22 protein-coding genes and 1 tRNA gene are annotated in these 23,317 nt (G+C 57.7%); 10 read left to right on the forward strand and 13 right to left on the reverse strand.

What is annotated here, in order from left to right:
• Positions 1-7 precede the first annotated feature (7 nt).
• Genes AC2FNR_RS05695 through AC2FNR_RS05710 form a run of 4 tightly spaced genes read right to left on the reverse strand, consistent with a single transcriptional unit; the run spans position 8 to position 3,303 of the window.
• Positions 8-1,042, reverse strand: coding sequence for an LLM class flavin-dependent oxidoreductase (locus tag AC2FNR_RS05695; protein WP_496848364.1), 1,035 nt, complete (start codon positions 1,040-1,042; stop codon positions 8-10).
• Positions 1,042-1,959, reverse strand: a complete 918-nt coding sequence (locus AC2FNR_RS05700) for a flavin reductase family protein (protein WP_496848365.1) — start codon at positions 1,957-1,959, stop codon at positions 1,042-1,044. Before AC2FNR_RS05700 ends, AC2FNR_RS05695 begins: the two co-directional genes overlap by 1 nt.
• Positions 1,959-2,732: an alpha/beta fold hydrolase gene (locus AC2FNR_RS05705; RefSeq protein ID WP_496848366.1), complete on the reverse strand. Its 774-nt coding sequence runs from the start codon at positions 2,730-2,732 to the stop codon at positions 1,959-1,961. Before AC2FNR_RS05705 ends, AC2FNR_RS05700 begins: the two co-directional genes overlap by 1 nt.
• Positions 2,704-3,303, reverse strand: a complete 600-nt coding sequence (locus AC2FNR_RS05710) for an amino acid synthesis family protein (protein WP_496848367.1) — start codon at positions 3,301-3,303, stop codon at positions 2,704-2,706. Before AC2FNR_RS05710 ends, AC2FNR_RS05705 begins: the two co-directional genes overlap by 29 nt.
• Positions 3,304-3,408: 105 nt before the next feature.
• On the opposite strand from AC2FNR_RS05710, the gene AC2FNR_RS05715 reads away from it, so the two are divergent.
• The 5 genes from AC2FNR_RS05715 (at position 3,409) to AC2FNR_RS05735 (ending at position 9,370) form a co-directional block, all read left to right on the forward strand.
• Positions 3,409-4,248, forward strand: coding sequence for a LysR family transcriptional regulator (locus tag AC2FNR_RS05715; RefSeq protein ID WP_496848368.1), 840 nt, complete (start codon positions 3,409-3,411; stop codon positions 4,246-4,248).
• 77 nt (positions 4,249-4,325) lie between these two features.
• Entirely contained in the window at positions 4,326-5,576 is a 1,251-nt protein-coding gene (locus AC2FNR_RS05720) for a sarcosine oxidase subunit beta family protein (RefSeq protein WP_496848369.1), read from the forward strand.
• A 14-nt stretch (positions 5,577-5,590) separates the two neighbouring features.
• The gene (locus AC2FNR_RS05725) at positions 5,591-5,878 is read left to right on the forward strand and encodes a sarcosine oxidase subunit delta (protein ID WP_480549901.1); all 288 of its coding nucleotides are present in this window, start codon (positions 5,591-5,593) and stop codon (positions 5,876-5,878) included.
• A complete protein-coding gene (locus AC2FNR_RS05730; RefSeq protein WP_496848370.1) occupies positions 5,875-8,817 on the forward strand; it encodes a sarcosine oxidase subunit alpha family protein in 2,943 nt (980 codons plus the stop codon). The genes AC2FNR_RS05725 and AC2FNR_RS05730 overlap by 4 nt, the downstream gene beginning before the upstream one ends.
• Positions 8,810-9,370, forward strand: a complete 561-nt coding sequence (locus AC2FNR_RS05735) for a sarcosine oxidase subunit gamma (RefSeq protein ID WP_496848371.1) — start codon at positions 8,810-8,812, stop codon at positions 9,368-9,370. The genes AC2FNR_RS05730 and AC2FNR_RS05735 overlap by 8 nt, the downstream gene beginning before the upstream one ends.
• On the opposite strand, the gene AC2FNR_RS05740 is transcribed toward AC2FNR_RS05735, so the two are convergent.
• From AC2FNR_RS05740 to AC2FNR_RS05765, 6 genes are all read right to left on the reverse strand, one after another.
• Positions 9,367-10,371, reverse strand: a complete 1,005-nt coding sequence (locus AC2FNR_RS05740; protein ID WP_496848372.1) for a GlxA family transcriptional regulator — start codon at positions 10,369-10,371, stop codon at positions 9,367-9,369. The two genes, AC2FNR_RS05735 and AC2FNR_RS05740, sit on opposite strands and share 4 nt — an antisense overlap.
• A gap of 68 nt (positions 10,372-10,439) precedes the next feature.
• The gene (locus AC2FNR_RS05745; protein ID WP_170353040.1) at positions 10,440-11,042 is read right to left on the reverse strand and encodes a YrbL family protein; all 603 of its coding nucleotides are present in this window, start codon (positions 11,040-11,042) and stop codon (positions 10,440-10,442) included.
• A gap of 170 nt (positions 11,043-11,212) precedes the next feature.
• Entirely contained in the window at positions 11,213-12,622 is a 1,410-nt protein-coding gene (locus tag AC2FNR_RS05750; RefSeq protein WP_496848373.1) for a hypothetical protein, read from the reverse strand.
• A complete protein-coding gene (locus tag AC2FNR_RS05755; RefSeq protein ID WP_496848374.1) occupies positions 12,622-13,368 on the reverse strand; it encodes a methyltransferase domain-containing protein in 747 nt (248 codons plus the stop codon). Before AC2FNR_RS05755 ends, AC2FNR_RS05750 begins: the two co-directional genes overlap by 1 nt.
• 9 nt (positions 13,369-13,377) lie before the next feature.
• Positions 13,378-13,764 carry a GtrA family protein gene (locus AC2FNR_RS05760; RefSeq protein WP_496848375.1) on the reverse strand — a complete coding sequence of 129 codons (387 nt, stop codon included), beginning with the start codon at positions 13,762-13,764 and terminating at the stop codon, positions 13,378-13,380.
• A complete protein-coding gene (locus tag AC2FNR_RS05765; protein WP_170353032.1) occupies positions 13,761-14,720 on the reverse strand; it encodes a glycosyltransferase family 2 protein in 960 nt (319 codons plus the stop codon). The genes AC2FNR_RS05760 and AC2FNR_RS05765 overlap by 4 nt, the downstream gene beginning before the upstream one ends.
• Before the next feature lie 400 nt (positions 14,721-15,120).
• Here AC2FNR_RS05765 and AC2FNR_RS05770 point away from each other — a divergent pair, with 400 nt between their 5' ends.
• Genes AC2FNR_RS05770 through AC2FNR_RS05790 form a run of 5 tightly spaced genes read left to right on the forward strand, consistent with a single transcriptional unit; the run spans position 15,121 to position 19,634 of the window.
• A complete protein-coding gene (locus tag AC2FNR_RS05770) occupies positions 15,121-16,251 on the forward strand; it encodes an ABC transporter substrate-binding protein (RefSeq protein WP_496848376.1) in 1,131 nt (376 codons plus the stop codon).
• A 54-nt stretch (positions 16,252-16,305) separates the two neighbouring features.
• On the forward strand, positions 16,306-17,226 hold the full coding sequence (locus tag AC2FNR_RS05775; protein WP_496848377.1) for a branched-chain amino acid ABC transporter permease: 921 nt from the start codon (positions 16,306-16,308) through the stop codon (positions 17,224-17,226).
• Entirely contained in the window at positions 17,223-18,209 is a 987-nt protein-coding gene (locus AC2FNR_RS05780) for a branched-chain amino acid ABC transporter permease (RefSeq protein WP_496848378.1), read from the forward strand. Before AC2FNR_RS05775 ends, AC2FNR_RS05780 begins: the two co-directional genes overlap by 4 nt.
• A complete protein-coding gene (locus AC2FNR_RS05785) occupies positions 18,202-18,951 on the forward strand; it encodes an ABC transporter ATP-binding protein (protein ID WP_496848379.1) in 750 nt (249 codons plus the stop codon). The genes AC2FNR_RS05780 and AC2FNR_RS05785 overlap by 8 nt, the downstream gene beginning before the upstream one ends.
• Entirely contained in the window at positions 18,948-19,634 is a 687-nt protein-coding gene (locus AC2FNR_RS05790; RefSeq protein ID WP_496848380.1) for an ABC transporter ATP-binding protein, read from the forward strand. The genes AC2FNR_RS05785 and AC2FNR_RS05790 overlap by 4 nt, the downstream gene beginning before the upstream one ends.
• Before the next feature lie 41 nt (positions 19,635-19,675).
• Here the strand turns inward: AC2FNR_RS05790 and AC2FNR_RS05795 are convergent.
• The 3 genes from AC2FNR_RS05795 to AC2FNR_RS05805 all read right to left on the reverse strand — a co-directional run bounded on the left by AC2FNR_RS05795 (position 19,676) and on the right by AC2FNR_RS05805 (position 23,316).
• Positions 19,676-19,765 (reverse strand) — tRNA-Ser (locus tag AC2FNR_RS05795).
• A 90-nt stretch (positions 19,766-19,855) separates the two neighbouring features.
• On the reverse strand, positions 19,856-22,282 hold the full coding sequence (locus AC2FNR_RS05800) for a DUF3772 domain-containing protein (RefSeq protein ID WP_496848381.1): 2,427 nt from the start codon (positions 22,280-22,282) through the stop codon (positions 19,856-19,858).
• On the reverse strand, positions 22,282-23,316 hold the full coding sequence (locus AC2FNR_RS05805) for a cysteine synthase A (RefSeq protein WP_170353019.1): 1,035 nt from the start codon (positions 23,314-23,316) through the stop codon (positions 22,282-22,284). Before AC2FNR_RS05805 ends, AC2FNR_RS05800 begins: the two co-directional genes overlap by 1 nt.
• Between the last annotated feature and the right edge of the window lies 1 nt (position 23,317).

The following is a 23,317-nucleotide window of genomic DNA, read 5'->3' on the forward strand; positions in this document are numbered from 1 at the left end:
GTGTTCCTCACTGAAAGGCTGGCATGACTTCGTCGATGAACCGCGCCAACGAGGCGCGCTTGCGGTCATTGGTCATGCCGCTATCGACCCAGAACGAGAACTCATCATATCCCAAATCCTCGTACCGTTTGATCCTGTCGATCACCTGCTGCGTTGTGCCAACGGTCAGATCCTGGCCCAGTTTCTCGGTCGTATACATCAGGTTGGCGTCCATCTCCTGATCCGAGATCGGTTGGATCAACCCTTGCTGTATGGGCCGCTTGTTCAGGAACCATGCGCCGAAGTAGTTGTAATAACGGCGCAATTCCTGCACACCCTGCGCCACGTCATCTTCATCCGCACCTACATAGGTGTGATGCAACAGCATGATCTTGGGGCGTGGGCCGGAATAGCTTTCGCAGGCGGCATTGAAACGGCCCATCAGCGTCTCAATCTCTTCCATGCCCTGCCACAGCGGCGTGACCTGAATGTTGAACCCGTTGTGAACTCCGAATTCGTGGCTGTTGGGATCACGCGCGGCGATCCAGATCGGGGGGCCACCTTCCTGATACGGTTTCGGGGCCGAGGTGGCCGCCGGGAACGAATAAAACTCGCCCTCATGCGCACAATCCCCGCGCCAGATTTGCGGCACCAGAGGGGTGCATTCGCGCATGCGCTGCCCGGCCTCCCACGCGTCCATGCCGGGCATCAGTCGCTCGTATTCATAGGAATAGGCCCCGCGCGCGATCCCCAGCTCGATCCGGCCCTTGGTCATCTGATCCGCAGCCGCGGCCTCACCGGCCAGCTTGATCGGATGCCAGAAGGGCGCGATCACCGTACCAGTGCCCAAGCGCACATTCTTGGTGTGATGCGCCAGATCGACCAGAGACAGGAACGGATTCGGCGCGATGGTAAATTCCATCCCGTGATGTTCACCCGTCCAGACCGCGCGCATGCCGCCATCATCGGCCATTTTCACGAGGCTCACGAACTCATCATGCAACACGTCATGGGGCTGATCGGGTGTCAGACGTTCCATATGGGCAAAGAGAGAAAACTCCATCAACCGGCTCCTTTGTCGAAACTGTGCAGCTCACCCCGGTCGGCATCGCCAAGGTAGAGCGAAAAATCCCCTTCTCGCGCTTCCAGCGCAAAGCGTCTCATCATTTTGCCCACCGACGGGGTGGCGTATGTCAGGTTGGGCAGGTGTTCGATGGCGATCCACTCGGTCCCTTCGGGGATCGCTGCCCCGGCGAATGACGCCAGAAAGAACGTGTAATGCAGCTTGGTCGTCGCATCGTTGAACGAGGAATAGACTTGCTCTAGCCGCGCCTTGATCCCCCGGTCCGCCAGACCCTGCGCCAACCGCAGACGCTGCCCGCCGGGCTCGGCACCGGCGATGTGGAAGGGGCTGTGCGTGGTCCCCCGCCGCTCCATCAGAACCGCGTCGCCGGCCCGGATGATCGCGCCGCAGATGGTGGGCTGATCGCTGTCCATCTCCTGTTCCAGCCCAAGGCTGAAATACGAGCCGCCCACATAACCGAGCCCCCGGCCCCCGGCATGCGAGAAATCCGTGACCTGCCCGATCAGCACCGTATGGTCACCCGCCGGGATCGTCTGATGAGTCGAGCAACAGAACTGCGCCAGCGCACCGTCGATCAGCGGCAGATCATGGGCCCCTGTGCTGTGGGCCACCTTGGCGAAACGGTCGCCCTTATAGCTTGCGAATGTGTTCGAGGCGTCCTGCTGCCCCTCGGCCAGAATGTTGACGGCAAAGTGGCTACAACCCGCAAACACCTCATAACTCGACAGGAATTTTCCCGGACAGACCAGCAACAAAGGCGGATCCAGCGAGACGGACGAGAACGAATTGGCCGTGAACCCGACTGGGTTGCCTGATGCATCGCGGGTCGTCACCACGGTCACACCGGTCATGAAACTGCCGAAAGCGTCGCGCAGCGCGCGGGGATCAAGCGTCATCAATGGCACTCCTTAACAAACGACAACAGAGTCGCGTTGACCTGTTGGGAATGTGTCATCGGCATCATGTGAGCCGCGTTCGGGATGATCTCGGCCCGCCCGTTCGGGGCAAGCGCGGCCATGTCTCGCGACATGCGCGGGGTCGAGTTTGGCTCATCCTCGCCCGTCAGAAACAGGGCCGGACAGGTGATCGCGGCAAGTTGCTCAGCAGTCGGTCCGTCGCTTTCGGCGAAGACGGTATAGGCGGCCTTGTAGGCGCGTGGCCCGACCTGTTGCAGCCAGCTATCGCAGGCGTCCCGCTCGGGGGATGCCTTGTCATCGAACCAGCGCTGCAACGTGGTCGAGGGGTCATTGGCCCGCTCGCCATCCAGCGCCTGAGCCCGCGCCAGAACCGCCGTACGGGCTTCTTCCGAGCGCTGGAAAATCGCGTTCAGCGCGGCCACGCCTTTGACCTTTCCGCCCTCTGCAGCAATCCGGGTTGCGATCAGTGCGCCCATCGAATGCCCGATCAAAACGGCCGGTTGGTCGATCAGCGCCGCCACGGGTGCGGCATAGCTCTCTAGTCCCTCCACCGGGTTAAACGCTGAGTCCCCGTGCCCCGGCATGTCCGGGCACAGCACCCGGAACCCAGCCGCGACCAGAGCGTCAATCTGCGCGCACCACGCCTCGGCCCGCAGGCCAACACCGTGCAACAGGATGACCAGCGGCCCCTCACCCGCGTCAATCGCGGCGAGGCCGCCGATCTCAGACCGAGGCCGGGTTGTCCACGTCATGTCCCAGATCCTTCAGGTCTTTGTAGCGGTCTCCGATGCGATGATGTGGCCGCCCCGTCGTCGCCCCGCCCAGCACCACCACGACCTCATCTGCGCGAGGCGCATCAGGGACGGAGAATTGTAGCGTCAAGTAATGCGACCGGCGGCCCGCATCGTTCTTGTCCATCATCGGCACCATGATCGGCGTATTCGCCGGGCCGCGCGTGTTGGTGAAGGACAGGTAGGATTTGGCCCCCACTGCCTGCCGGTAGAAATTGCCGAAATGCAGCGTGTGGATCAGGCCCGAGGCATGTTCAACCTCACCATCCAAACCCACCACGGCCGCCTTGCCATAGGCTTCGATCGCCTCACCGCTACCGGCCAGCGCCACCATCCGCTCGGTCATCATCTCGCCTAGCACCGGACCATAGGCCAGAATTTCGGGGCGCAGGTCTTCGACATACCGTCCGGCCCAAGGGTTCTTGATCACAGCGGCTACGGCGAACATCCGCCACGGGCGGTCCGCCGGGCGGAAACCTTCGATCAGAACCTCTTCGTCATACGTCACAATTTTGCGGATTTCTGGCTGCACGGTGTCCTCCTGCGTGTTGCGCGGAATATCCACGGCAGAGTCATGTTTTGACAAATGAAAGAAGTTCAGCCTTAGGTATTAACATCACTACTAGGTAGGTTACCGATGGCCAAAACTCTGCCCCCGCTGACATGGTTCAGATCCTTCGAGGCCGCCGCCCGACGGCTAAGTTCCACCGCCGCTGCCGATGAGATCGGGTTGACCCAATCCGCCGTCAGCCAGCAGATCCGAGCGCTGGAAACGCGGCTGGGCGTTGTATTGTTCCACCGCCACGCGCGCGGTTTGTCTCTGACGGACGAAGGGCGCAAATTGCTGCCGCAGGTCGAGGCCGCGCTTGAGATGCTGGAAACCGCTGCCTCTCCCTATCTGACCGAGGAGAAGGCACGCCACATCACAGTTGCTGCCTCGATCAGTATCATCGAATGGGTGATCGCCCCCGCGCTGCCCGCGTTTCAGGCGCAACACCCCGAGACATCGGTTCGCTTTGTCAGCACGATCTGGCCCGACGAATACGCCGCTGCGCGTGCTGATGTGGAAATCCGCTTTGGGTCGGCGAAACAGGTGGGCAAGGACGCGGTGGCCCTACAACCTAATCGGCTTGTGCCGGTGAAATCCCCGGCGCTTGCGGGCGAGGCCCTGCCGCTGATCGAATCCGTGGGCACCTCGGACAGCTGGGTCACTTGGGCCGAGACAACAGGCCAAACCATGGGCACCCCGACTTATTTCGTGGATTCCTATGGCCTGGCGCTGCAGATGGCGGCGTCCGGCAACGGGGTCGCTTTGGTCAACCAACTGATCGCCGCACACGCGCTGGGTTCTGGGCAAGTGGTGCGGGCCTCGGACCATACTGCCTCCGCGACCGAGGGGTATTTTCTGGCCGTCCAACGCCGGTCAGCCGAGATAGACGCCTTCACCGCGTGGTTTTCCGACTTGCTAAGGGTCTGATTCAGACATGTCTATGTCGCATCCGAGGATATCAAACCGCGCCAAAATAGTGAATTCTGGCGAAAAAGGTCTGATCCATGCGATATTCCGGCTTTCGAGTCATCAAAGAGGCACTGACCGGCCACAAGGGCTGGAAACCGGCCTGGCGCGAGCCTGAGCCCAAATCCCATTACGACGTCATCATTATTGGCGGCGGCGGTCACGGGCTAGCCACGGCCCACTATCTGTCCAAAGTCTACGGTCAGCGCAATGTAGCCGTGGTCGAGAAAGGCTGGATTGGGGGCGGCAATGTGGGGCGGAACACGACCATTGTGCGCTCGAACTATATGCTGGACGGGAATGAGCCGTTCTACGAGTTTTCGCTGAAACTGTGGGAGGGGCTGGAGCAGGACGTCAACTATAACGCCATGATGAGCCAGCGCGGGATCATCAACCTGTTCCATACCGACGGCCAGCGCGATTCGTATATCAGACGCGGCAATGCGATGATCCTGAACGGTGCGGATGCGGAACTGCTGGACGCCGATCAGGTCCGGGCCGAGCATCCCTATCTGAATTTTGACGACGCCCGGCTTCCGATCAAAGGCGGTCTGGTCCAGCGTCGCGCGGGCACGGCACGCCACGACGCGGTGGCCTGGGGCTATGCGCGGTCGGCGGATTTGCATGGTGTCGACATTATCCAGAATTGCGAAGTAACGGGCCTGCGGATTGAAAACGGCACCTGCTTGGGCGTCGAAACCTCAAAAGGCTTTATCGGAGCCAGCAAAGTGGGCTGTGCGGTCGCTGGAAACTCGGGCCGCGTGATGGGCATGGCCGGGATGCGGCTGCCCATTGAAAGCCATGTGTTGCAGGCGTTTGTGTCCGAGGGGCTGAAGCCCGTTCTGCCCAGCGTCATCACCTTTGGTGCGGGCCATTTCTATGTCAGCCAATCCGACAAGGGCGGGCTTGTCTTTGGCGGCGATATCGACGGCTATAACACCTATGCCCAACGCGGCAACCTGCCCGTGGTCGAGGATGTGTGCGAGGGCGGCATGGCCCTGATGCCCATGATCGGCCGCGCGCGGCTGCTGCGGATGTGGGGCGGTGTAATGGACATGTCGATGGACGGCTCACCCATCATAGACCGCACACCGGTTCAAGGACTCTATTTCAACGGCGGCTGGTGCTACGGCGGGTTCAAGGCCACGCCTGCCTCGGGCTATTGCTTTGCGCATTTGCTGGCAAAAGATGAACCACACCCCGTTGCCACCGCCTATCGTCTGGACCGGTTCCGTACTGGCCGGATGATCGACGAAAAAGGCGCGGGCAACCAGCCCAACCTGCACTAGAGGGGACCACGGATATGATCATCAACCACCCTCTGCTTGGGCCTCGCGATGCCTCAGAGTTCACCTATCTGGGCGATGCATCCCTGATCGACCGGCCCGACGGGATGGCCGAGAATGCCGCCGATGCGTTCTATGACTATGCCTATCTGCGCGACAATCCCGCCGGTGAACACCGCGAGCTGTGGTATCACGAAGCCGGGGACCGGTCTTGGCTAGTTGTCACCCGCAACACTCTGACCCACGAGATTTCCAAGGTTGAACTGGCCCGCGATGTGGCCCGCGCGCGGGGGCGTTCGAAATGACACAAGTGGACCGGCTGACCGGCGGGCAGATCGACCGCGATACGACCCTGAACTTCTACTTCGACGGGCGCAGCTATACGGCGCATCCCGGCGATACTCTGGCTTCTGCGCTGCTGGCCAATAATGTGCGACTGATCGGGCGGTCGTTCAAATACCACCGCCCACGCGGGCTGCTGACGGCGGGATCCGAGGAACCCAACGGCATGGTGGAACTGCGCGCAGGTGCCCGCAAGGAACCCAACACCCGCGCCACGACGATCGAGATGTTTGACGGGTTGATCGCAAACTCTCAAAACCGCTGGCCAAGTCTTCGGTTCGACGCGTTGGCCGTGAATGACATGTTTTCTAACTTCCTGTCGGCGGGGTTCTACTACAAAACCTTTATGTGGCCCGCCGCGTTTTGGGAGAAGCTGTACGAGCCGATCATCCGCCGCGCTGCTGGCCTTGGCTCACTGTCGATGCAGGCGGACCCGGATGAATACGACAAAGGGTTTCGTCACTGCGATCTGCTGATCATCGGTGCCGGGCCTGCGGGTCTGATGGCAGCGCTGACCGCCGGGCGTGCGGGCGCAGATGTCATACTGGCAGACGAGGATTTCACGCTGGGCGGACGTCTGAACAGCGAAACCTTCTCGGTCGGCGACCACAGCGCGCCCGATTGGGCAGCACAGGCTGTGGCCGAACTGTCGGCAATGCCGAACGTCCGGCTGATGCCGCGCACCACGGTGATCGGAGCTTTCGACCACGGCATATACGGGGCCGTCGAACGCACCGGAGATCACCTGCCTTCGCTGCCCACCGGCAAACCACGCCAGATCCTGTGGCGGATCTATAGCCAAAATGCGCTGCTCTGTGCTGGGGCGACCGAGCGGCCGATTGCGTTTGAAAATAATGACCGACCCGGCATCATGACAGCCAGCGCGCTGCGGACTTATGTCAATCGCTTTGCGGTGACAGCTTCGCCTCGGGTTGCGATCTTTACCAACAATGATGACGGCCACCGCACGGCCTCGGACCTTCACGCCAAAGGCGTCAAGATCGCCGCCGTGGTCGATGTGCGCGAAGATGCCCCCCTCAGCTATGACTATGAGGTGCTGAAAGGCGCGCAGGTCGTGAACACCAAAGGCCGTCTGGGCTTGAGCTTTGTCGAGGTCGCCTTGCCCGATGGTTCGACCCGGACACTGGATTGTGGCGCGCTGGGCGTGTCCGGCGGCTGGAACGCGAATGTTCATCTGACTTGCCACCAACGCGGACGCCCTGTTTGGAACGAAGCCCTTGCTGCTTTCGTTCCAGGAGAAAACCTACCGGTTGGCATGTCCGTCGCGGGTTCTGCCAATGGCGTCATGTCAACCCATGGCGCACTGCGCTCGGGAGCCGAAGCGGCCGCTGCCGTGCTGGACCTGACCACCCTGCCCGACCTGCCAGAAGCCGAGGACGCGCCCATTGCGCTAAAGCCGTTCTGGTATGTGCAGGGCTGCAAACGCGCCTGGGTCGATCAACAGAACGACGTGACTGTCAAGGATGTGAAGCTCAGCTATCAGGAAGGCTTCCGCTCGGTTGAGCATCTGAAACGCTATACCACGCTGGGCATGGCAACTGATCAGGGTAAGACTTCCAACATCACGGGTCTTGCGATCATGGCCGAGGTTGCGGGCAAGTCGATCCCCGAAACCGGCACCACCATTTTCCGCCCGCCCTATACCCCCGTGCCCATCGGCGCGTTCGCCGGCCGAATGACGGGCAAAGACTTCCACCCGACCCGCCTGACCCCGTCTCACCACTGGGCCAAGGAGCGTGGCGCAGTGTTTGTCGAGGCCGGGAACTGGCTACGCGCGCAGTGGTTCCCCCTGCCCGGTGAGACGCATTGGCGCGAGTCCGTCGACCGTGAGGTGCGCCAAACCCGCGCCTCGGTCGGGGTGTGCGATTGCACCACGCTGGGCAAGATCGACGTGCAGGGCACGGATGCCGCCGAGTTCCTCAACCGCGTCTACGCCAACGGCTTTGCCAAGCTGGCGGTGGGCAAAACCCGCTATGGGCTGATGTTGCGCGAAGATGGCATGGTCATGGATGACGGCACCGCCGCGCGGCTGGCCGAGGATCATTTCGTCGTCACCACCACAACCGCAAATGCTGTAAGTGTCTATCGCCACATGGAATTTGTGCGCCAATGCCTGTTCCCGGATATGGATGTGCAGCTTATCTCGACCACCGATGGCTGGGCTCAATACGCGGTGGCAGGGCCAAATTCCCGCAAGCTTTTGCAAAAGATCGTGGACCCGGAATTTGATATTTCGAACGAGGCGTTTCCCTTCATGGCCTGCGGCAAGATCACCGTCTGTGGTGGATTACGGGCGCGGCTGTTCCGTATCTCGTTCTCCGGCGAATTGGCGTTCGAGATCGCCGTCCCGTCGCGCTATGGCGACGCACTGATGCGGCGGTTGATGATCGAAGGCAAAGAGTTCGACGTCACCCCCTATGGCACCGAGGCGCTGAGCGTGATGCGCATCGAAAAGGGCCACCCGGTCGGCAATGAGTTGAACGGCACCACCACGGCGCTGAATCTTGGTCTGCGCAAGATGGTATCAAAGAAGAAAGACAGCATTGGATCGGTTCTATGCGAACGCGAGGCCCTGATCGCGCACGATGTGCTTAAACTGGTCGGGCTGAAACCGGTCAACCCCGAGGAAAAGATCACCGCTGGCGGCCACTTGATGAACACGGATGGGCCGGTCGATTCCGCGCATGATCAGGGCTATGTGACCTCGGCGGCCTATTCGCCCAATCTGAACAGCAATATCGGGCTGGGCCTGCTGAAACGCGGTGATGCGCGGATGGGTGAGAAGATGCGCCTTGTGTCGCCACTGACAGACCTGACGGTCGAGGTCGAAATTGTCTCGGCCCATTTCATTGACCCCGAAGGAGAACGTCTGCGTGCATGATCTTGTAGCAATAACCGCCCTCGGCGGGGCCGCGCCGCGCGTTGACACGGTCGGGCCGGTCACATGTGCCGAGGTGCCCGACGTGGCGCTGACCTCGGTCGCGGCCCGGTTGGGACAGGAAGCCAAGGCACGTGAGGTACTGGCCAACGTGATCGGCGCGCCTGCACCCGACATCCAGCGCATAGCAGGTGGCGAAAAAACCGCCTTTTGGTCCGGCCCCGATCAATGGGTGGTCGAGGCCCCATATAAAGGCCACCACGACCTTGCGGATCAGGTTAAGGAAGCCGTAGGGAATACGGCGTCCGTCACCGAACAGACCGACGCCTGGGTGCGGTTCGACCTGCGCGGCGATGGCATTCCGTCAGTGTTGGAATTGCTAAGCCAACTGGACCTGCGCCGCCTACCCCCCGGCACCGCAGCACGCTGTTCGATCCACCATGTCGGGTGTTACCTTTTGTGCCGCGATGCAGATCATTACAGCATATACGGCCCACGATCCTCGGCCGGGTCGCTACATCACGCTGTGCTGACCTCGATGCGATCGGTCTACTAAACTGATGGCAGTGGCGCGTTGCCCTCGACCCGGAACCGGTTGATCCGGCGGCGATCCTCGGCCGGGCTGAGTCCGAATGCAGCCCGGTAATGTGTCACCAAAGGCGCGGCGGAACTATAGCCGACCGATGCAGCGATCTCGGGGATCGGATCCGCTGTATACATCACCATCTGCCGCGCGGCCTTCATACGCATGGCCCTGTAGTAGTGACTGGGGCTTTTGCCGGTTGCCCGTTTGAAGGCACGTTCAATTTGGCGCGGCGTGACGCCTATTTCCCGCGCGACGTCGGCGATCGAGACTGGTTCGCTCATATCCTGCCCAAACAGCGTAACGCAACGCGCGACAAGCGGCGGAAGACTGTCGCCCGTTTCCGGTTGTGTGGCACTGGGCACCTGTTGGCGCACCCCGGCTCCACGCATCATGGGGTGCTGAAACCAACACGCAACCTCATGCGCTATTTCCGCTCCAAGACGATCCTGAATCAGATGCAATGCCAGATCAAACCCTGCTGCGGCCCCGGCGGCGGTGTAGCGCGTTGCGGTTCTGACGATGACTTCACTCCGGGCATCAAAATCGGGAAACTCGGCCTCGAACGCCGCTTCATAGCACCAATGGACCGAGACCGGTTGCCCTTGCATCGTGCCCGAGCGAACAAGCGGGAACACACCACCGCTGATCCCACCCAGAATTGTACCGTGTCGCCCGAGGCTGCGCAGAGCGGCATTTCCTGCGCTGGCGTTTTCAAACCTCGAGGTCGGGCTACTTAGCAGGAACAGAATGTCGAATTCACCGTGATCCAGCAAGCCACGCATTGCGTCAAATCCCACCTCGGCGCTAGAACGTACCTTTTGTCCGCGCTCGGACAGTAACGTCCAACAAAAGGTCTCCTGCCCTGCGATCTCGTTGGCGGCACGCAAAGGTTCGATAACCGAAGTCAGGCAAGCCATCGGAAAGCCATCAAACAGCAGAAAACCAATCTCGATTCTGTCATCTCTGCACATTGGATTATCCTGGCCGAAAGTCCGCATCCGTGAACATATTCTTCACGAACGGAAATAACCCTGACGAATTATGGGCGCAGCATGCCAAGCATCCTCTCACGTCGACGTTGTATCGACTTGCGAAAAGCTAAATCACTGACCAGAGCCAGCGGAAGCAGAACCCTCTCACCGACGCCGTCGATGACAGTCAACTTTCCGCCACGCTCTTGAGCGCGCACTACGTTTTCATGGCTCATGTCTCCGACGATGATCCGTCCACGTTCCAGATCGTCCATTAGCTCGGCGAAATCATCGTGCAAACGCTTCAGACCAACGGGATCGTCTTTGACCAACAGCCACTCACTGTAAACCGTCGGCGCCAACCCGCCATCGGGACCTGTCAGTTTTTCTACGGCCATGGCTGGCCCTAATGAGGTTGGTGCATAACCCATAAACAGCGCAAGGCGCTCAATTTCTGGACACCCCCTGTGCAGCGCGGCGAGGTATTCGTTAGCCTCGCGGTTCCATTGGCGTAAATTGCCGTATCGTCTTTCGGCATAGCGCTGGACAGCGTGATTTCTGACAGGAATGTCCGCTCTGACCTTTAGCAGCGCGTCTTCGTGATCGGGGTGCTCGAAAATCAGGTAGTTGCGACTTTCTCGCAAAGGCTTACGCCCACTGAGATCAATCATTTAGTGTTGCCCTATGATAGAAGACGACGGTCGCGTCATTCGGAATAAAGTGTCAAACCGGAATTGGCTTAATAAAACCTTCTTAGAATTGTTACAAATGACTTTTGCCCACACCAAATGAAAAACGCCCCGTCGGGAAATACGGGGCGTAGTTAGTTCATACCGTCCTGTTACGGCCCGACCGGAGGCGAAGGCAACAGAAGAAAGCTGACCTCGCCCCGGCTTTCAACTACCGGAACATGTGTCCAATCCCTAGGGTCGAAAGGAGGCGTTTCCTTTTCGCAATCTTCAGGTTGCTTATGACAGATGAAAACCTCGGCCCCGGTTAGATAAGCCAAGCGCAGTTGCAGCCCACGCGAAAACTGGATTCCAGCCGAACGCGCGCCGTTCAAGCCAAGAAATTCACCATAAATATGGATCGCGCTCGTGCCTTCAGGAATGGACGCTGCCAAATCGCGGGTGGTTTTTTGCCATTCCGGAATTTGAAGGTAAGTCGCGCGTCCAAATAGGATCAACTTGATCAACAGCACATACATTATTGTAATCCGCGCGATACTCGCCCACCTGCCTGGCGTTTTGGCCATGTGCAAGGTTGCTGCGGTAAAGGTAAATCCGATGAGGATCCAAATCCAGCCATAGGCGCGCACAGGCACCAACACGCCAGACATCAGTGTCTTTGCGAACAAAGGTGCAAGACCGGCCAGCGCCGCGGCCAAAACGGCTATGGCAGTGAACCGTTGCCATCGAAACAAGCAAACCCATGCCCCACCGAAAAACAGCAACAGCACAGCTCCGGTTCCTGCAGTCCCACCCCCGAATTGGCGGACGGTCATCACTAGAAACCTTTTTAGCTTGCCCAGATTTACTATCAGGTCATCCAGCGTTTTGGCTTCTGTCGGAGCCCGCCACTCGGCTATGGGGATACCGAAAACCCCGTGGTAGAGATAATTGAGCGAGTAAACCGACACGACCGCCAGGACGAGACTGACAAAGAAGACAAGCAGTGTGGTGACCATGCTTTTGTAAGTCTGTGGCGCTTTGTGCGACAATAACAGCAGCGTCAGCAACAGAAACGGATAGGTCGTATAGGCCATGAAGGACAGCGGCACTGCGATCAACATCAAGGCCAGCGCGATCCGATGAGGCAAAAACACGACCGCAAGCGCAAAAAGCGCAATAACCCATGCCCCAGGCAACAACGTGTTGAACCAAAAGCTGATCAAAAATGTCGGGATCGATAGCACCACGAACAAGGTAAAGTAGCCGCGGTACCAACCCGGAGCATCCCGACCAAAAACGATCAAGGCTGTCGATGCCGCAAAAACGGCACTGGCGATCAGGTAGAGTGCAAAACTGACGGGTGCAGGCCAAAAATACGGGCGAAACTGCCACCAGTAATTTAACCAGCGCCCTTCATCCAGCGCTTTTATATACGCCATTTCTTTGGTTCCCAGCAAAGCCGGGAAGTCATCATGCCGCACCAGCGGATCGAACAGTAAAGGCGCGTAAACCAGAACAAGCGCTGCCAGTCCCAGCAACGAAAACCGGATGACATCGCGTCCCAAAGACTGTGTACTCATCATTTACTCCGGTGAGCGCGGGCGATGACCGAGGCGCGAGCCTGCGCGATCGAGGTAACGGTTTTTTGCGGCAATTGGCGAACGATCATCTTGCGCAGGTTCCATCCGAAGCTGCCGACCTCTTTCAGAGCACCTGCTGCGACTTTAGTGTTCAAAACCTCGGACGGCAGAGTTTCGGCTCCTGCCTCACTGGCATAAAGAACGCTGTTGTAGCGATACCAAGGCTCAATCGAGCTGTCATTGAACAGAACGGGGCGCAAGCAGTCATAGGCAGTGTAACCACGCTCGGCGAACAGGCCCTGCCAGAATGCCAAAGGCTGCTCGTTGACGTGGAACTCCCCTCCCTGCCCGGGCACTGCCGCCGAAAAAAGTACGAGATCGCTGTGGGTTGTCAGGCTTTGCACAAGGCTGGCGGACGCCGCATTAGGAAGGTGCTCTCCGACTTCAAGCGATTGCGCCAAACCAAACTTTCGCCCCAGATCAACGGGCTTGCTCAGGTCTTCAGCAAAAAAAGACTCGGGCGCTATAGCCAACCGATCCCGGTCAACGTAGTCACCATCGACCCCGGCAACATCCGGGCAACCGGCAGCTGCCCATTCGGACAACCATACACCTCGTCCACATCCGAAATCCACGACGCTTTCTGGTTTAACCCAAGCGTGCAGGCACTTAATCAACCGAACAGCCGACTGCCTTGCGCCGCGGTCGATATAGTCGAAGAACTCGTTGGAATAGATATGTGACATCTCAACTCTCTAAATTGAATTCTCTTCGCGATAGACCCACAGCCGCAGGATCACGAAATTGATGACAGGTAGAACGACGACCACCACCCCAGCCGTTGCAAGCTCGGACATGTTCAGTCTGGGGCCGAGAACCGAAGTCAGAACCGAAGACACGCTCAATCCGATGCCGATCATGCACATAAATCGGCCAAACTGAGCCGGAACGGCCAGCTTCTTTTCAAAGGTCCAACTGGTTTGGCCGACATACTGGATAAGGATGGCCGACCCAAACGCCAGAAAGTTGGCAACCCAAGACGATCCGAACAACCTGAGCAACCCCAGATACGCCAGGATATAGTAGACGGCCACACCTACTCCCACGACAGCAAAGCGGACTATCCGGCGGCGTTCGCTCATGCTTGTTTGCTCATTGTTTCCGGCGTGTTCTCAACCACGCCGCCGACTTGTTCATCGATGAAAAACAAGGGGCGCCCTTTGGCTTCGATGTAAAGCCGTCCGAGGTATTCGCCCATAATTCCCAATGTCAGCAACTGGATACCCGAGAAAAAGCTGATCACCAAAACCGTTGAGGCCCAACCAGCAACGGTGTTGTACAGGATCAGCGACCAGAATACGTAAACCAGCATCAGCGCCGCAACGATCAGGGTTAAGAATGCAAGGCGCGTGGCAATCTGCAACGGTTTGATCGAAAAACTGGACAATGCATCAAAGGCCAGGCGGATCATCTTGGACATTGGGTACTTGGTTTCACCAGCTACGCGCGGATCCCGCACGTATTCGATACCAATCTGCCGGAACCCAGCCCAGGCGAACATCCCGCGGATGAAACGTGCACGTTCGGGCATATCCAACACCGCGTTCAGCACCCGGCGGCTGACCAATCGGAAGTCACCTGTGTCATTCGGGATCGGGACATCCGACAACCGGTTGAGAATGCGATAGAACCCATGAGCGGTCAGCTTTTTGAACCAGCTTTCTCCTTTGCGCTCGCTGCGGCGGCCGTACACCACATCGTATCCGCGATCCATCATCGCCATCATGTCAGACAACAATTCGGGCGGGTCTTGCAGGTCCGCATCCAACATAAAGATGCGCTCACCCGTTGCGGCCATCAACCCGGCTGTCAAAGCCACCTGATGCCCCCTGTTCGTGGACAGTTTAAGACCACGCACTCGCGGATGCTTCTGGCTTTGCAAACAAATCCCATCCCAGGTGTCGTCGGTCGAACCATCGTCGACCAACAGAATCTCGGTGTCGTCAGACCATGCGTCTGTTGCTGCGATCAAGCGCTCTACCAGAGCTGGTAATGAGTCCTCTTCGTTCATACATGGAACGACTACAGACAGTAACATTTAACCTCCGAACGCGATCTGTCCTGCTCGATTTTGTGGCGAATATTTCGCTTCTGTTGGAACACGTCGCTTTGGTTTAGCTTCTTCGTATTGGGTCGGAACCCTTGATATCTTAACACCCGGTCGCCGCTAATCGGTAAGTTCCAGTTTTCAGACCGTAGTTACCAAAGCGACACATTCAATCACCCGTTCAGACGGGCTGCACGCAAAATATTCGCGCCGTTCTTGCCTGTACGATGTGGCAGCAATGAGCCCATCTTAAGACAAAGCGTTGTCTGATGATCCAAAACCGCAACTTGATTGCAGGTCTGAACAGTTTTTCCAACGAAATTCAAACCTTCGGCTGGTCATGACCCGCGTTTTTAGTATCAACTGTGGCTAACCAACGAGGGAGAGAAAAATGAAAAAGCTATTGCTGGCTGCATCAGCTGCATCGCTGCTAGCCACATCAGCATTCGCTGAGGTCAAGGTCGGGATGATCACTACCCTTTCGGGCGGCGGCGCCGGCCTGGGTCTTGACGTGCGCGACGGGTTCCTTTTGGCGATTGAACAGTCAGGACGTGACGACATCGAAGTCGTGATCGAGGACGACCAGCGCAAGCCCGACATTGCGGTGCAACTGTCAGACAAGATGATTCAATCAGAACGCGTCGACGTCATGACAGGCATTATTTGGTCGAACCTTGCCATGGCCGTCGTTCCAGCAGCGGTGAACCGGAATGTGTTCTATTTATCCCCCAACGCAGGCCCTTCGGCCTTGGCGGGAAAAGGATGCCATCAGAATTATTTCAACGTGGCATGGCAGAATGACAACCTGCACGAAGCGGCTGGAGCATACGCAAATGATGCTGGCTACAAGAAATCTTTCATTCTGGCTCCGAATTACCCGGCGGGTACGGATGCACTGACCGGGTACAAACGTTTCTTCGATGGCGACCTGGCCGGAGAGATTTACACCCAGCTTGGTCAAACGGACTATGCCGCCGAGCTCGCCCAAATCCGCGCGAGTGACGCCGACAGTGTCTTTTTCTTTCTGCCCGGCGGGATGGGGATTTCCTTTCTCAAGCAATATGCCGACAGCGGAATCGATCTGCCTGTCGTCGGCCCGGCCTTTAGCTTTGATCAGGGTATCTTGCAGGCAGTGGGTGACGCAGCCTTGGGTGTTGTGAACACCTCGCAATGGAACAAGGATATCGACAATCCGACCAACAAGGCTTTTGTCGATAGCTTCAAGGCCGAATACGGCCGCCTGCCGTCGCTTTATGCCAGCCAGGGCTTCGACACCGCTAACCTGCTTTTATCCGCATTGGAAAAAGCCGATCCGTCGGACGCAAATGCTTTCCGCGAAGCCCTGCGAGCCGCTGAGTTCGACAGTACGCGCGGGGAGTTTGCATTCGGCCCGAACCACCACCCGGTACAAACGATCTATGCGCGTGAAGTGATCAAGGAAGGTGATGTTTTTACCAACAAGATCATCGGCACCGCGCTTGAAGCTCATTCGGATGCCTACGCCGCTGAGTGCAAAATGTAAGAAACGACTGCTGCCCGCCGTCAACCAGACGGCAGGCAGACCACCGGAGTTCCCATGTCCTCGATCCTGATTGTCGAGCAGATCCTCAATGGTCTGCAATTTGGCGTCATGTTATTTCTGATGGCTGCGGGCCTGACACTTATCTTTGGCGTCATGGGGTTGATAAATCTTGCCCACGGTTCGCTTTACATGGTCGGGGCTTTCGCAGCAGCCGCTGTGGCCGGTGCCACGGGATCGTTCTTTCTGGGTCTAGTTGCGGCGCTCGCCTCAGCTGCGCTTGCCGGCGCGATGATTGAAATTGTTGTCATACGAAGGCTATACGATGCACCTCATCTGGATCAGGTTCTAGCTACCTTTGCCCTGATACTTATATTTTCGGAGGGAACCCGCTGGTTTTTCGGGTCTTTCCCCTTGTTTTTAAATATCCCGCAAGCTCTTTCGGGGCCTGTCACCCTGCCCGGCGGCATCGAATACCCCCTTTACCGTCTAAGCCTGATCGTCATCGGTGTGGCAATCGCGGGCGGATTATGGCTGTTCATCGAACGTACACGCATAGGCATTCAGATCAGGGCCGGTGAAAACGACCGAGAGATGATCGCGGTACTTGGCGTTGATATCTCAAAACTCTACACCCTCGTTTTTGCCCTAGGAGCTGCTCTGGCCGGGCTGGCCGGCGCTTTGGTTGGAGCAATTCAATCGGTGCAGGTAGGCATGGGTGAACCCGTTCTGATCCTTGCCTTTGTGGTTATCGTAATCGGCGGTATCGGGTCGATCCGAGGGGCGTTCATTGGTGCATTGCTGGTCGGTTTGACCGACACGTTGGGCGGCGTTTTCCTTCCTGAATTCCTTGGCTTGTTCATGGAGCACGGTGCAGCGCAAAAAAGCGGGTCAGCCATTGCCTCGATGGGGATTTACATACTGATGGGGCTTGTTCTGATCTGGCGCCCTACTGGTTTGTTCGGAGCCCGCGCATGAGAGTTAAGGAAAGATACATCAATGGCGTCGTTCTGACTGGCCTGCTTCTATTACCCATTTGGGCATTGGCGATGGACGAGCCTTTCACGATCACGTTAGCCACCCGAGCGGTTGTCCTTGCACTGGCAGCCGTCGGGTTGAACCTTGCATTGGGCCTGGGCGGAATGGTCAGCTTGGGCCACGCTGCGTTCTTTGGCCTTGGCGGCTATACCATGGGTATTCTTGCCTATCACGCGCAGACGTATTCAACCCTAAACCTTGGTCTGTTCAGCACTGATGGGACAACATCGATGCCGTTGATCTGGCTGTCGGCTATGGTCATCTCGGCGCTGGCCGCGTTTTTCATCGGCATGCTGTCACTGCGCACAACCGGGGTTTATTTCATCATGATCACCCTCGCATTTGGCCAGATGTTTTTCTACTTTGCCATCTCATGGGCGCAATATGGCGGCGAGGACGGACTGTCCATTTATGTGCGCAACGGTTTTCCCGGCTTAAACACGCTGGTGCCAATTCAGTTCTTCGGCATCTGTTTCACTCTTCTTTGCATCGTGTTGTTCCTGTTAGCCCGCCTTCAGGCGTCACCCTTCGGTTTGGCACTGAACGCCACGCGCCAAACCAGATCACGTGTTCAGGCAGTCGGTCTGAACCCTACGCGAATTCGTTTGCTAGCCTTTGTTCTTTCAGGCGCAATAACTGGATTGGCGGGCGCGCTCTTCGCTGACCTCAACCGGTTTGTGTCGCCCACAATGTTTAGCTGGCAATTGTCCGGAGAGCTTATCGTATTGATCGTGATTGGCGGCGTTGGACGGCTGATGGGACCGGTAATCGGGGCTTGTGTCTTTGTGGCACTCGAGCATTTTTTAGGAGCATTGACCGATTATTGGCATGTTTACCTTGGAGTCGTCCTGTTGTGCATTGTCCTGTTCGGGCGTGGTGGGCTGATCGGCCTACTTACGGGGAAAGAAGGTGCGCATGTCTAAGCCCATCCTTGCCACTGATGCACTTAGCAAACGGTTCGGCGCGTTGACAGCGACACACGATGTGTCAATCGACCTCAACCCAGGGGAAATCCACGCGATCATTGGCCCGAACGGAGCGGGCAAGTCCACGCTGATCAAACAGATATGCGGTGAAATCCACCCCGATTCCGGTCGTGTGTTGTTGGATGATCGGGATGTTTCGGCCCTGCCCCCCCACATTCGCGCACGCGCTGGCTTGGGTCGGACGTTCCAGATTTCCGACTTATGCATGGAAGACACTGTTTTAGAAAACGCGATTTTAGGCTGTCTGGCAATCGAAGGGGCCTCATGGCGGTTCTGGGGGGCCGCTCAAAAATCAAAAACTTTACGGTCCCGTGCAGAAGGTGCATTGGATCGTGTCGGCCTTGCGAATTTTCGCGACACACAGTGCTCCAGCCTCAGTCACGGGCAGCGACGACAGTTGGAAGTCGCCGTTGCGCTTACGCTTTCACCCCGCGCGTTTGTCATGGATGAACCCATGGCCGGTCTCGGAGCAGAGGGGTCCCGGAACCTGACTGCTCTACTCGACGGACTTCGCGTCGAAGCCCCAATACTGCTGGTCGAACACGATATGGATGCCGTTTTTGCTTTGGCAGACCGCATCAGCGTGATGGTTTATGGCGCGGTGATCGCCACAGGATCAGCAGATGACATCCGCCAAAGCGCGGATGTCCGAGAGGCCTACCTGGGAGAAGAAGTATGAGTTTTCTCACGGTCGAGAACCTTCAGGCAGCCTATGGTCCAAGCCAAGCGCTTTTCGGTGTCGATCTGCGCGTGGCTGAGGGCGAAGTTACCGCATTGCTGGGGCGGAATGGCATGGGCAAGACAACCACCGTCAAGGCGATCTGTCAGATGATCCGTTCCTCAGGCACGATCACCTTAGATGGCAAGAACTTGCAGGGTCTACCCAGTCACAAAGTTGCGCGGAGCGGTGTAGGTCTGGTTCCCGAAGGGCGCAGGTGTTTCATGGACTTAACCGTGCACGAAAACCTAATCGCTGCAGCCCGCCCCGGAGAATGGGATCTGCGCAGGGTCGCAAGTCTGTTCCCAAGGCTGGATGAACGTGGAAACCAGCGAGCCGCCTCATTGTCTGGCGGTGAACAGCAAATGCTGGCTATCGGTCGTGCATTGATGACGAACCCACGTCTTCTTGTTCTGGATGAAGCAACCGAGGGTCTCGCACCCATCATACGACAGGAAATCTGGGCTGCAATGCGGCAGTTAAAGCAGAACACCAGCGTCGCAATCCTTTTGATCGACAAGTCCTTGAAAGAATTAGCCACTGTATCAGACACCGCAACCATCCTAGCACGCGGGCGCACAGTCTGGAGTGGCGCCATGTCCGACTTGGCGCCCGAGGTGAGCGAAAAGCACATAGGTGTCTAAACTTGTTAGACCAAGCATCGCCAATCAACTTTTGAGGTATGTGGCGGAGAGACAGGGATTCGAACCCTGGAGACGGTTTCCCGCCTACACACTTTCCAGGCGTGCGCCTTCGACCACTCGGCCACCTCTCCGTGCGGGCGATATTTGGACTATCGCTTGCAGATTTGCAAGGCCCCAATAGGGTGAAAATTCAACCTTCCTGAGCGGGACCGGAAAACCGATCAAATCTCGTCCCCGTCGCTATCCGACATGTCGGCTTCCGTCATTTTAATCGGCGCAGGTTTGGCTGCGGAGCCCTCTTCGGAATTGGGGGTAGCCTTCACCTCTGGACCGGTGTTGCGCAGAGTTTCAGGGTTGCGCAACCACACGTCACGCTGCGCGAACGGGATCTCGATGCCCTCTTCAACAAAGCGACGGTTAATCTCATGGTTCATGTCTGACTTTACAGACAGCATCCAATTAACATCCCTCAGAATAGCACGGATTTCAAAATCCAGAGAATCCGCGCCGAAGCCTTGGAACACAACACTGGGAGCAGGGTTGGCAAGAACCATCGGGTTCGCATTTGCAATTTCGCCCAGGATTTTCTCGACCTTGCGAGTATCGGTTCCGTAGGCAACGCCGACAGGAACAATCACCCGCCCGATTGTGTTGCCGCGGGTGTAGTTGGTCACCACACCGCTAATCAGATCCGAATTGGGGACGATCACATCGGATCGGTCGAAGGTCTCGATCCGTGTCGACCTAACCGAAATATCGCGCACATAGCCCATCATCCCGTTGACGTCGATCCAATCGCCTTTCGAGATCGGACGCTCGACAAGCAGGATGATACCCGAGACAAAGTTAGACACGATGGTCTGCAGGCCGAAACCAATTCCGACCGACAGCGCACCGGCCACAATGGCCAACGAAGAAAGGTCGAACCCGGCGACCATGATGGCGCAAAGGGCGGCAAGGAATATGCCGACATAGCCTGTCCCCGCGACAATCGCGTTTTGGCCGCCGGGATCGATCTTGGTTTTTGGCAACAAAGAGCTGCGCAGCCCCCCTTGAAGCATCCGTGTCAGGCCATACCCCATCAAGAAGACGATCAGGAAGGTAAAGAAATTCTTCGGTGAAACTGTCACGCCACCGACATCGAATCCCAGCAGGACACGCGACCAAACCTCAAGTAAATCCGTCTGGCGCGCGCCCCAGTAGATTGCCAGAACAGGGATGGCGAAAATGGCCATCGCAAAGCCGATCAAGACGGAAAACAGGGAATCCTTGGCCGCGTCGCCCTGTCGCGTGACCCACCCGTAAACAGCAGTCAGGAACCGCTGAACGATGACCAGAGCCGCAATGAGAACAAGGGATTTGACAGCAGGATAAACGATCGCCTCAGCGGCGTTGGTATAACCGACCACTGCCAGCACCGGGCTGGCAATACCCAGCAGAAATAGGGCACGACGCAGGAATTCTATCAACTGCGCCAAACCCGCGCCTCGGGTCGCGCCGGGCTCATCCGAGTCGACGACAACCTCGGTGCTGCGCACCTGACGCACGCGTAATAGAACCAGTGCCGTAATGATTGTCACAGGGAAACCGACAACCGCGCGCGTCGCGTCCGAGATATTCTCGATCTGCTCGAATAGATTCACCAATTCGTGCAGGATCAAAAGGACTGCAAGCAGATCGAGATAGACCCGCAGTTCGGCCACCCGCTTCGCGGTCAGACGCTTAAATCCCTGCGCCTCTTGCAGGACATAAACCTGTCGGCCAATCCAGTCATAATAGAGGATAATCGCAGCCCAATACGGGATGTTTTCCAACAGCAAAGTGCCACGCAAGCCCGGCACCCCGGTCATTACGATCGCCTTGACGATCAACCAGACCCCAAGCCAGGGTAAAATAATACGCAGTAGTGAAGTCAGGAACGTCCAAACACCACTGCCTCGGCCGCCCAGCTTACGCAAGTAGCTCCCTGCAAGCTCGGACCAATGCTTGCCGTAGAACAACAGTACCCCGGCGAGAACCACCAGTACAAAAATACCCAAGCCCTGATTGCGCAACTTCTCGTGGGCTACATCAGTTTGCAGATTCCTTCGGGCTTCGTTGAACAGGCCGCGGGCTGCTTCGGTAACATCTGTCCATGCTGGCCCCCAATAGATTGGGTTAATCGGAGACGGACCGCGCTCTAACAGCTCTTTGGTCTGGCGGTTACGCAGAAGCTGATCGATTTCTGCGATCAAACCGTTGGCGCGGCTGAACGCTTCTTCCGAGATAATCCTAGGAACCTGAAGCGCATTCAGTTGCTCTTCAAGATGCGCGCGCAGGGCGGCAATGTCTTTGGGTTCGCTCGCATCCCCTTCGGGCTTCGGCCCAAGCGCCTCGATCTGAGCGTCAAGCGTCTGAATGCGTTCGGTATTTGCACCACGCGCACGATTGAAATCATCGCGATAGGCATGAATTTCCGAACGTAGGTTTTCAAGCGAAGCATTCGAGGCCCGGTCGGCCTCGATCACTACTTCTGCTCGGTCCGCCGTTTTGACCCAACCCTGATAGTACTCGCTCTGTCGGTCGGAAAGCTGAGCAGCCGCAGGGCCGCAGAGAACCGCCAGACAAATTGAGACAAGCGCTAGGAGCAGGCGGACCTGTCGCAGCATCACACGTCCTCGAACACGCCGGGTATGCTGCGCGGGGCTTCGGTCATCCAATCGGGCACCGGCAGCTCTTTTTCACGCAGGAATTCCGGGTTGAACAGCTTGGACTGATAGCGCGTTCCATAGTCGCACAGGATTGTCACGATAGTATGGCCCGGCCCAAGGTCTTTGGCCAAACGCACAGCACCCGCCATGTTGATCGCGGTCGAACCGCCCATGACCAGCCCCTCTTCGCGCAGCAGGTCGAAGATGAGCGGCAGCGCCTCATTGTCGGTCATCTGATAGGCGTAATCGGGCTTGAACCCTTCGAGGTTCTTAGTAATGCGCACCTGCCCGATGCCTTCGGCGATCGAGCTGCCCTCCATCGCGATTTCGCCAGTGGTGTAATAGGAATAAAGTCCCGCCCCCATCGGATCGACCAGACCGATCTTAACGCCCTTGGGCTGCAAAGCATCCGCCACGCCGGCCAGCGTTCCGCCAGAACCCACGGCGCAGACAAAGCCATCCACTTTGCCCCCGGTTTGCTCCCAAATCTCGGGGCCCGTAGTTTCCACATGCGCCTGACGGTTGGCCACGTTATCAAACTGGTTTGCCCAGATCGCGCCATTGGGTTCAGTCTGCGCCAGCTCCTCGGCCAGACGGCGGGAGTAGTGGACAAAGTTGTTAGGGTTGCGATAAGGCGCGGCTGGCACCTGCACCAATTGCGCACCGGCAAGGCGCAGCATGTCCTTTTTCTCTTCGGACTGAGTTTCCGGGATCACGATCACGGTTTTGAAGCCCATAGAAGCTCCGACCAAAGCCAGACCGATACCTGTGTTGCCCGCAGTTCCTTCAACGATCGTACCACCGGGTTTCAACTCGCCCCGCGCGATGGCGTCTTTGATGATATAGAGCGCCGCGCGGTCCTTGACCGATTGGCCGGGGTTCATAAACTCGGCCTTTCCAAGGATTTCGCATCCGGTTTCCTCGCTAATGCGCTTCAATCGGATCAGCGGGGTTTTTCCGACTGCGTCGGCAAGGTCTTTCGCAATGCGCATG

Source organism: Ruegeria sp. SATB045, assembly GCF_059613525.1.

Bases quoted from the DNA above. Each gene is read 5' to 3' on its own strand.
- AC2FNR_RS05700 (WP_496848365.1), bottom strand. From the start codon at position 1,959: ATGACGCTTGATCCCCGCGCGCTGCGCGACGCTTTCGGCAGTTTCATG.
- AC2FNR_RS05705 (WP_496848366.1), bottom strand. From the start codon at position 2,732: ATGACGTGGACAACCCGGCCTCGGTCTGAGATCGGCGGCCTCGCCGCG.
- AC2FNR_RS05780 (WP_496848378.1), top strand. From the start codon at position 17,223: ATGAGAGTTAAGGAAAGATACATCAATGGCGTCGTTCTGACTGGCCTG.
- AC2FNR_RS05770 (WP_496848376.1), top strand. From the start codon at position 15,121: ATGAAAAAGCTATTGCTGGCTGCATCAGCTGCATCGCTGCTAGCCACA.
- AC2FNR_RS05800 (WP_496848381.1), bottom strand. From the start codon at position 22,282: ATGCTGCGACAGGTCCGCCTGCTCCTAGCGCTTGTCTCAATTTGTCTG.
- AC2FNR_RS05725 (WP_480549901.1), top strand. From the start codon at position 5,591: ATGATCATCAACCACCCTCTGCTTGGGCCTCGCGATGCCTCAGAGTTC.
- AC2FNR_RS05805 (WP_170353019.1), bottom strand. From the start codon at position 23,316: ATGCGCATTGCGAAAGACCTTGCCGACGCAGTCGGAAAAACCCCGCTG.
- AC2FNR_RS05740 (WP_496848372.1), bottom strand. From the start codon at position 10,371: ATGTGCAGAGATGACAGAATCGAGATTGGTTTTCTGCTGTTTGATGGC.
- AC2FNR_RS05785 (WP_496848379.1), top strand. From the start codon at position 18,202: ATGTCTAAGCCCATCCTTGCCACTGATGCACTTAGCAAACGGTTCGGC.
- AC2FNR_RS05750 (WP_496848373.1), bottom strand. From the start codon at position 12,622: ATGAGTACACAGTCTTTGGGACGCGATGTCATCCGGTTTTCGTTGCTG.
- AC2FNR_RS05720 (WP_496848369.1), top strand. From the start codon at position 4,326: ATGCGATATTCCGGCTTTCGAGTCATCAAAGAGGCACTGACCGGCCAC.
- AC2FNR_RS05760 (WP_496848375.1), bottom strand. From the start codon at position 13,764: ATGAGCGAACGCCGCCGGATAGTCCGCTTTGCTGTCGTGGGAGTAGGT.
- AC2FNR_RS05755 (WP_496848374.1), bottom strand. From the start codon at position 13,368: ATGTCACATATCTATTCCAACGAGTTCTTCGACTATATCGACCGCGGC.
- AC2FNR_RS05695 (WP_496848364.1), bottom strand. From the start codon at position 1,042: ATGGAGTTTTCTCTCTTTGCCCATATGGAACGTCTGACACCCGATCAG.
- AC2FNR_RS05765 (WP_170353032.1), bottom strand. From the start codon at position 14,720: ATGTTACTGTCTGTAGTCGTTCCATGTATGAACGAAGAGGACTCATTA.
- AC2FNR_RS05730 (WP_496848370.1), top strand. From the start codon at position 5,875: ATGACACAAGTGGACCGGCTGACCGGCGGGCAGATCGACCGCGATACG.
- AC2FNR_RS05745 (WP_170353040.1), bottom strand. From the start codon at position 11,042: ATGATTGATCTCAGTGGGCGTAAGCCTTTGCGAGAAAGTCGCAACTAC.
- AC2FNR_RS05715 (WP_496848368.1), top strand. From the start codon at position 3,409: ATGGCCAAAACTCTGCCCCCGCTGACATGGTTCAGATCCTTCGAGGCC.
- AC2FNR_RS05790 (WP_496848380.1), top strand. From the start codon at position 18,948: ATGAGTTTTCTCACGGTCGAGAACCTTCAGGCAGCCTATGGTCCAAGC.
- AC2FNR_RS05775 (WP_496848377.1), top strand. From the start codon at position 16,306: ATGTCCTCGATCCTGATTGTCGAGCAGATCCTCAATGGTCTGCAATTT.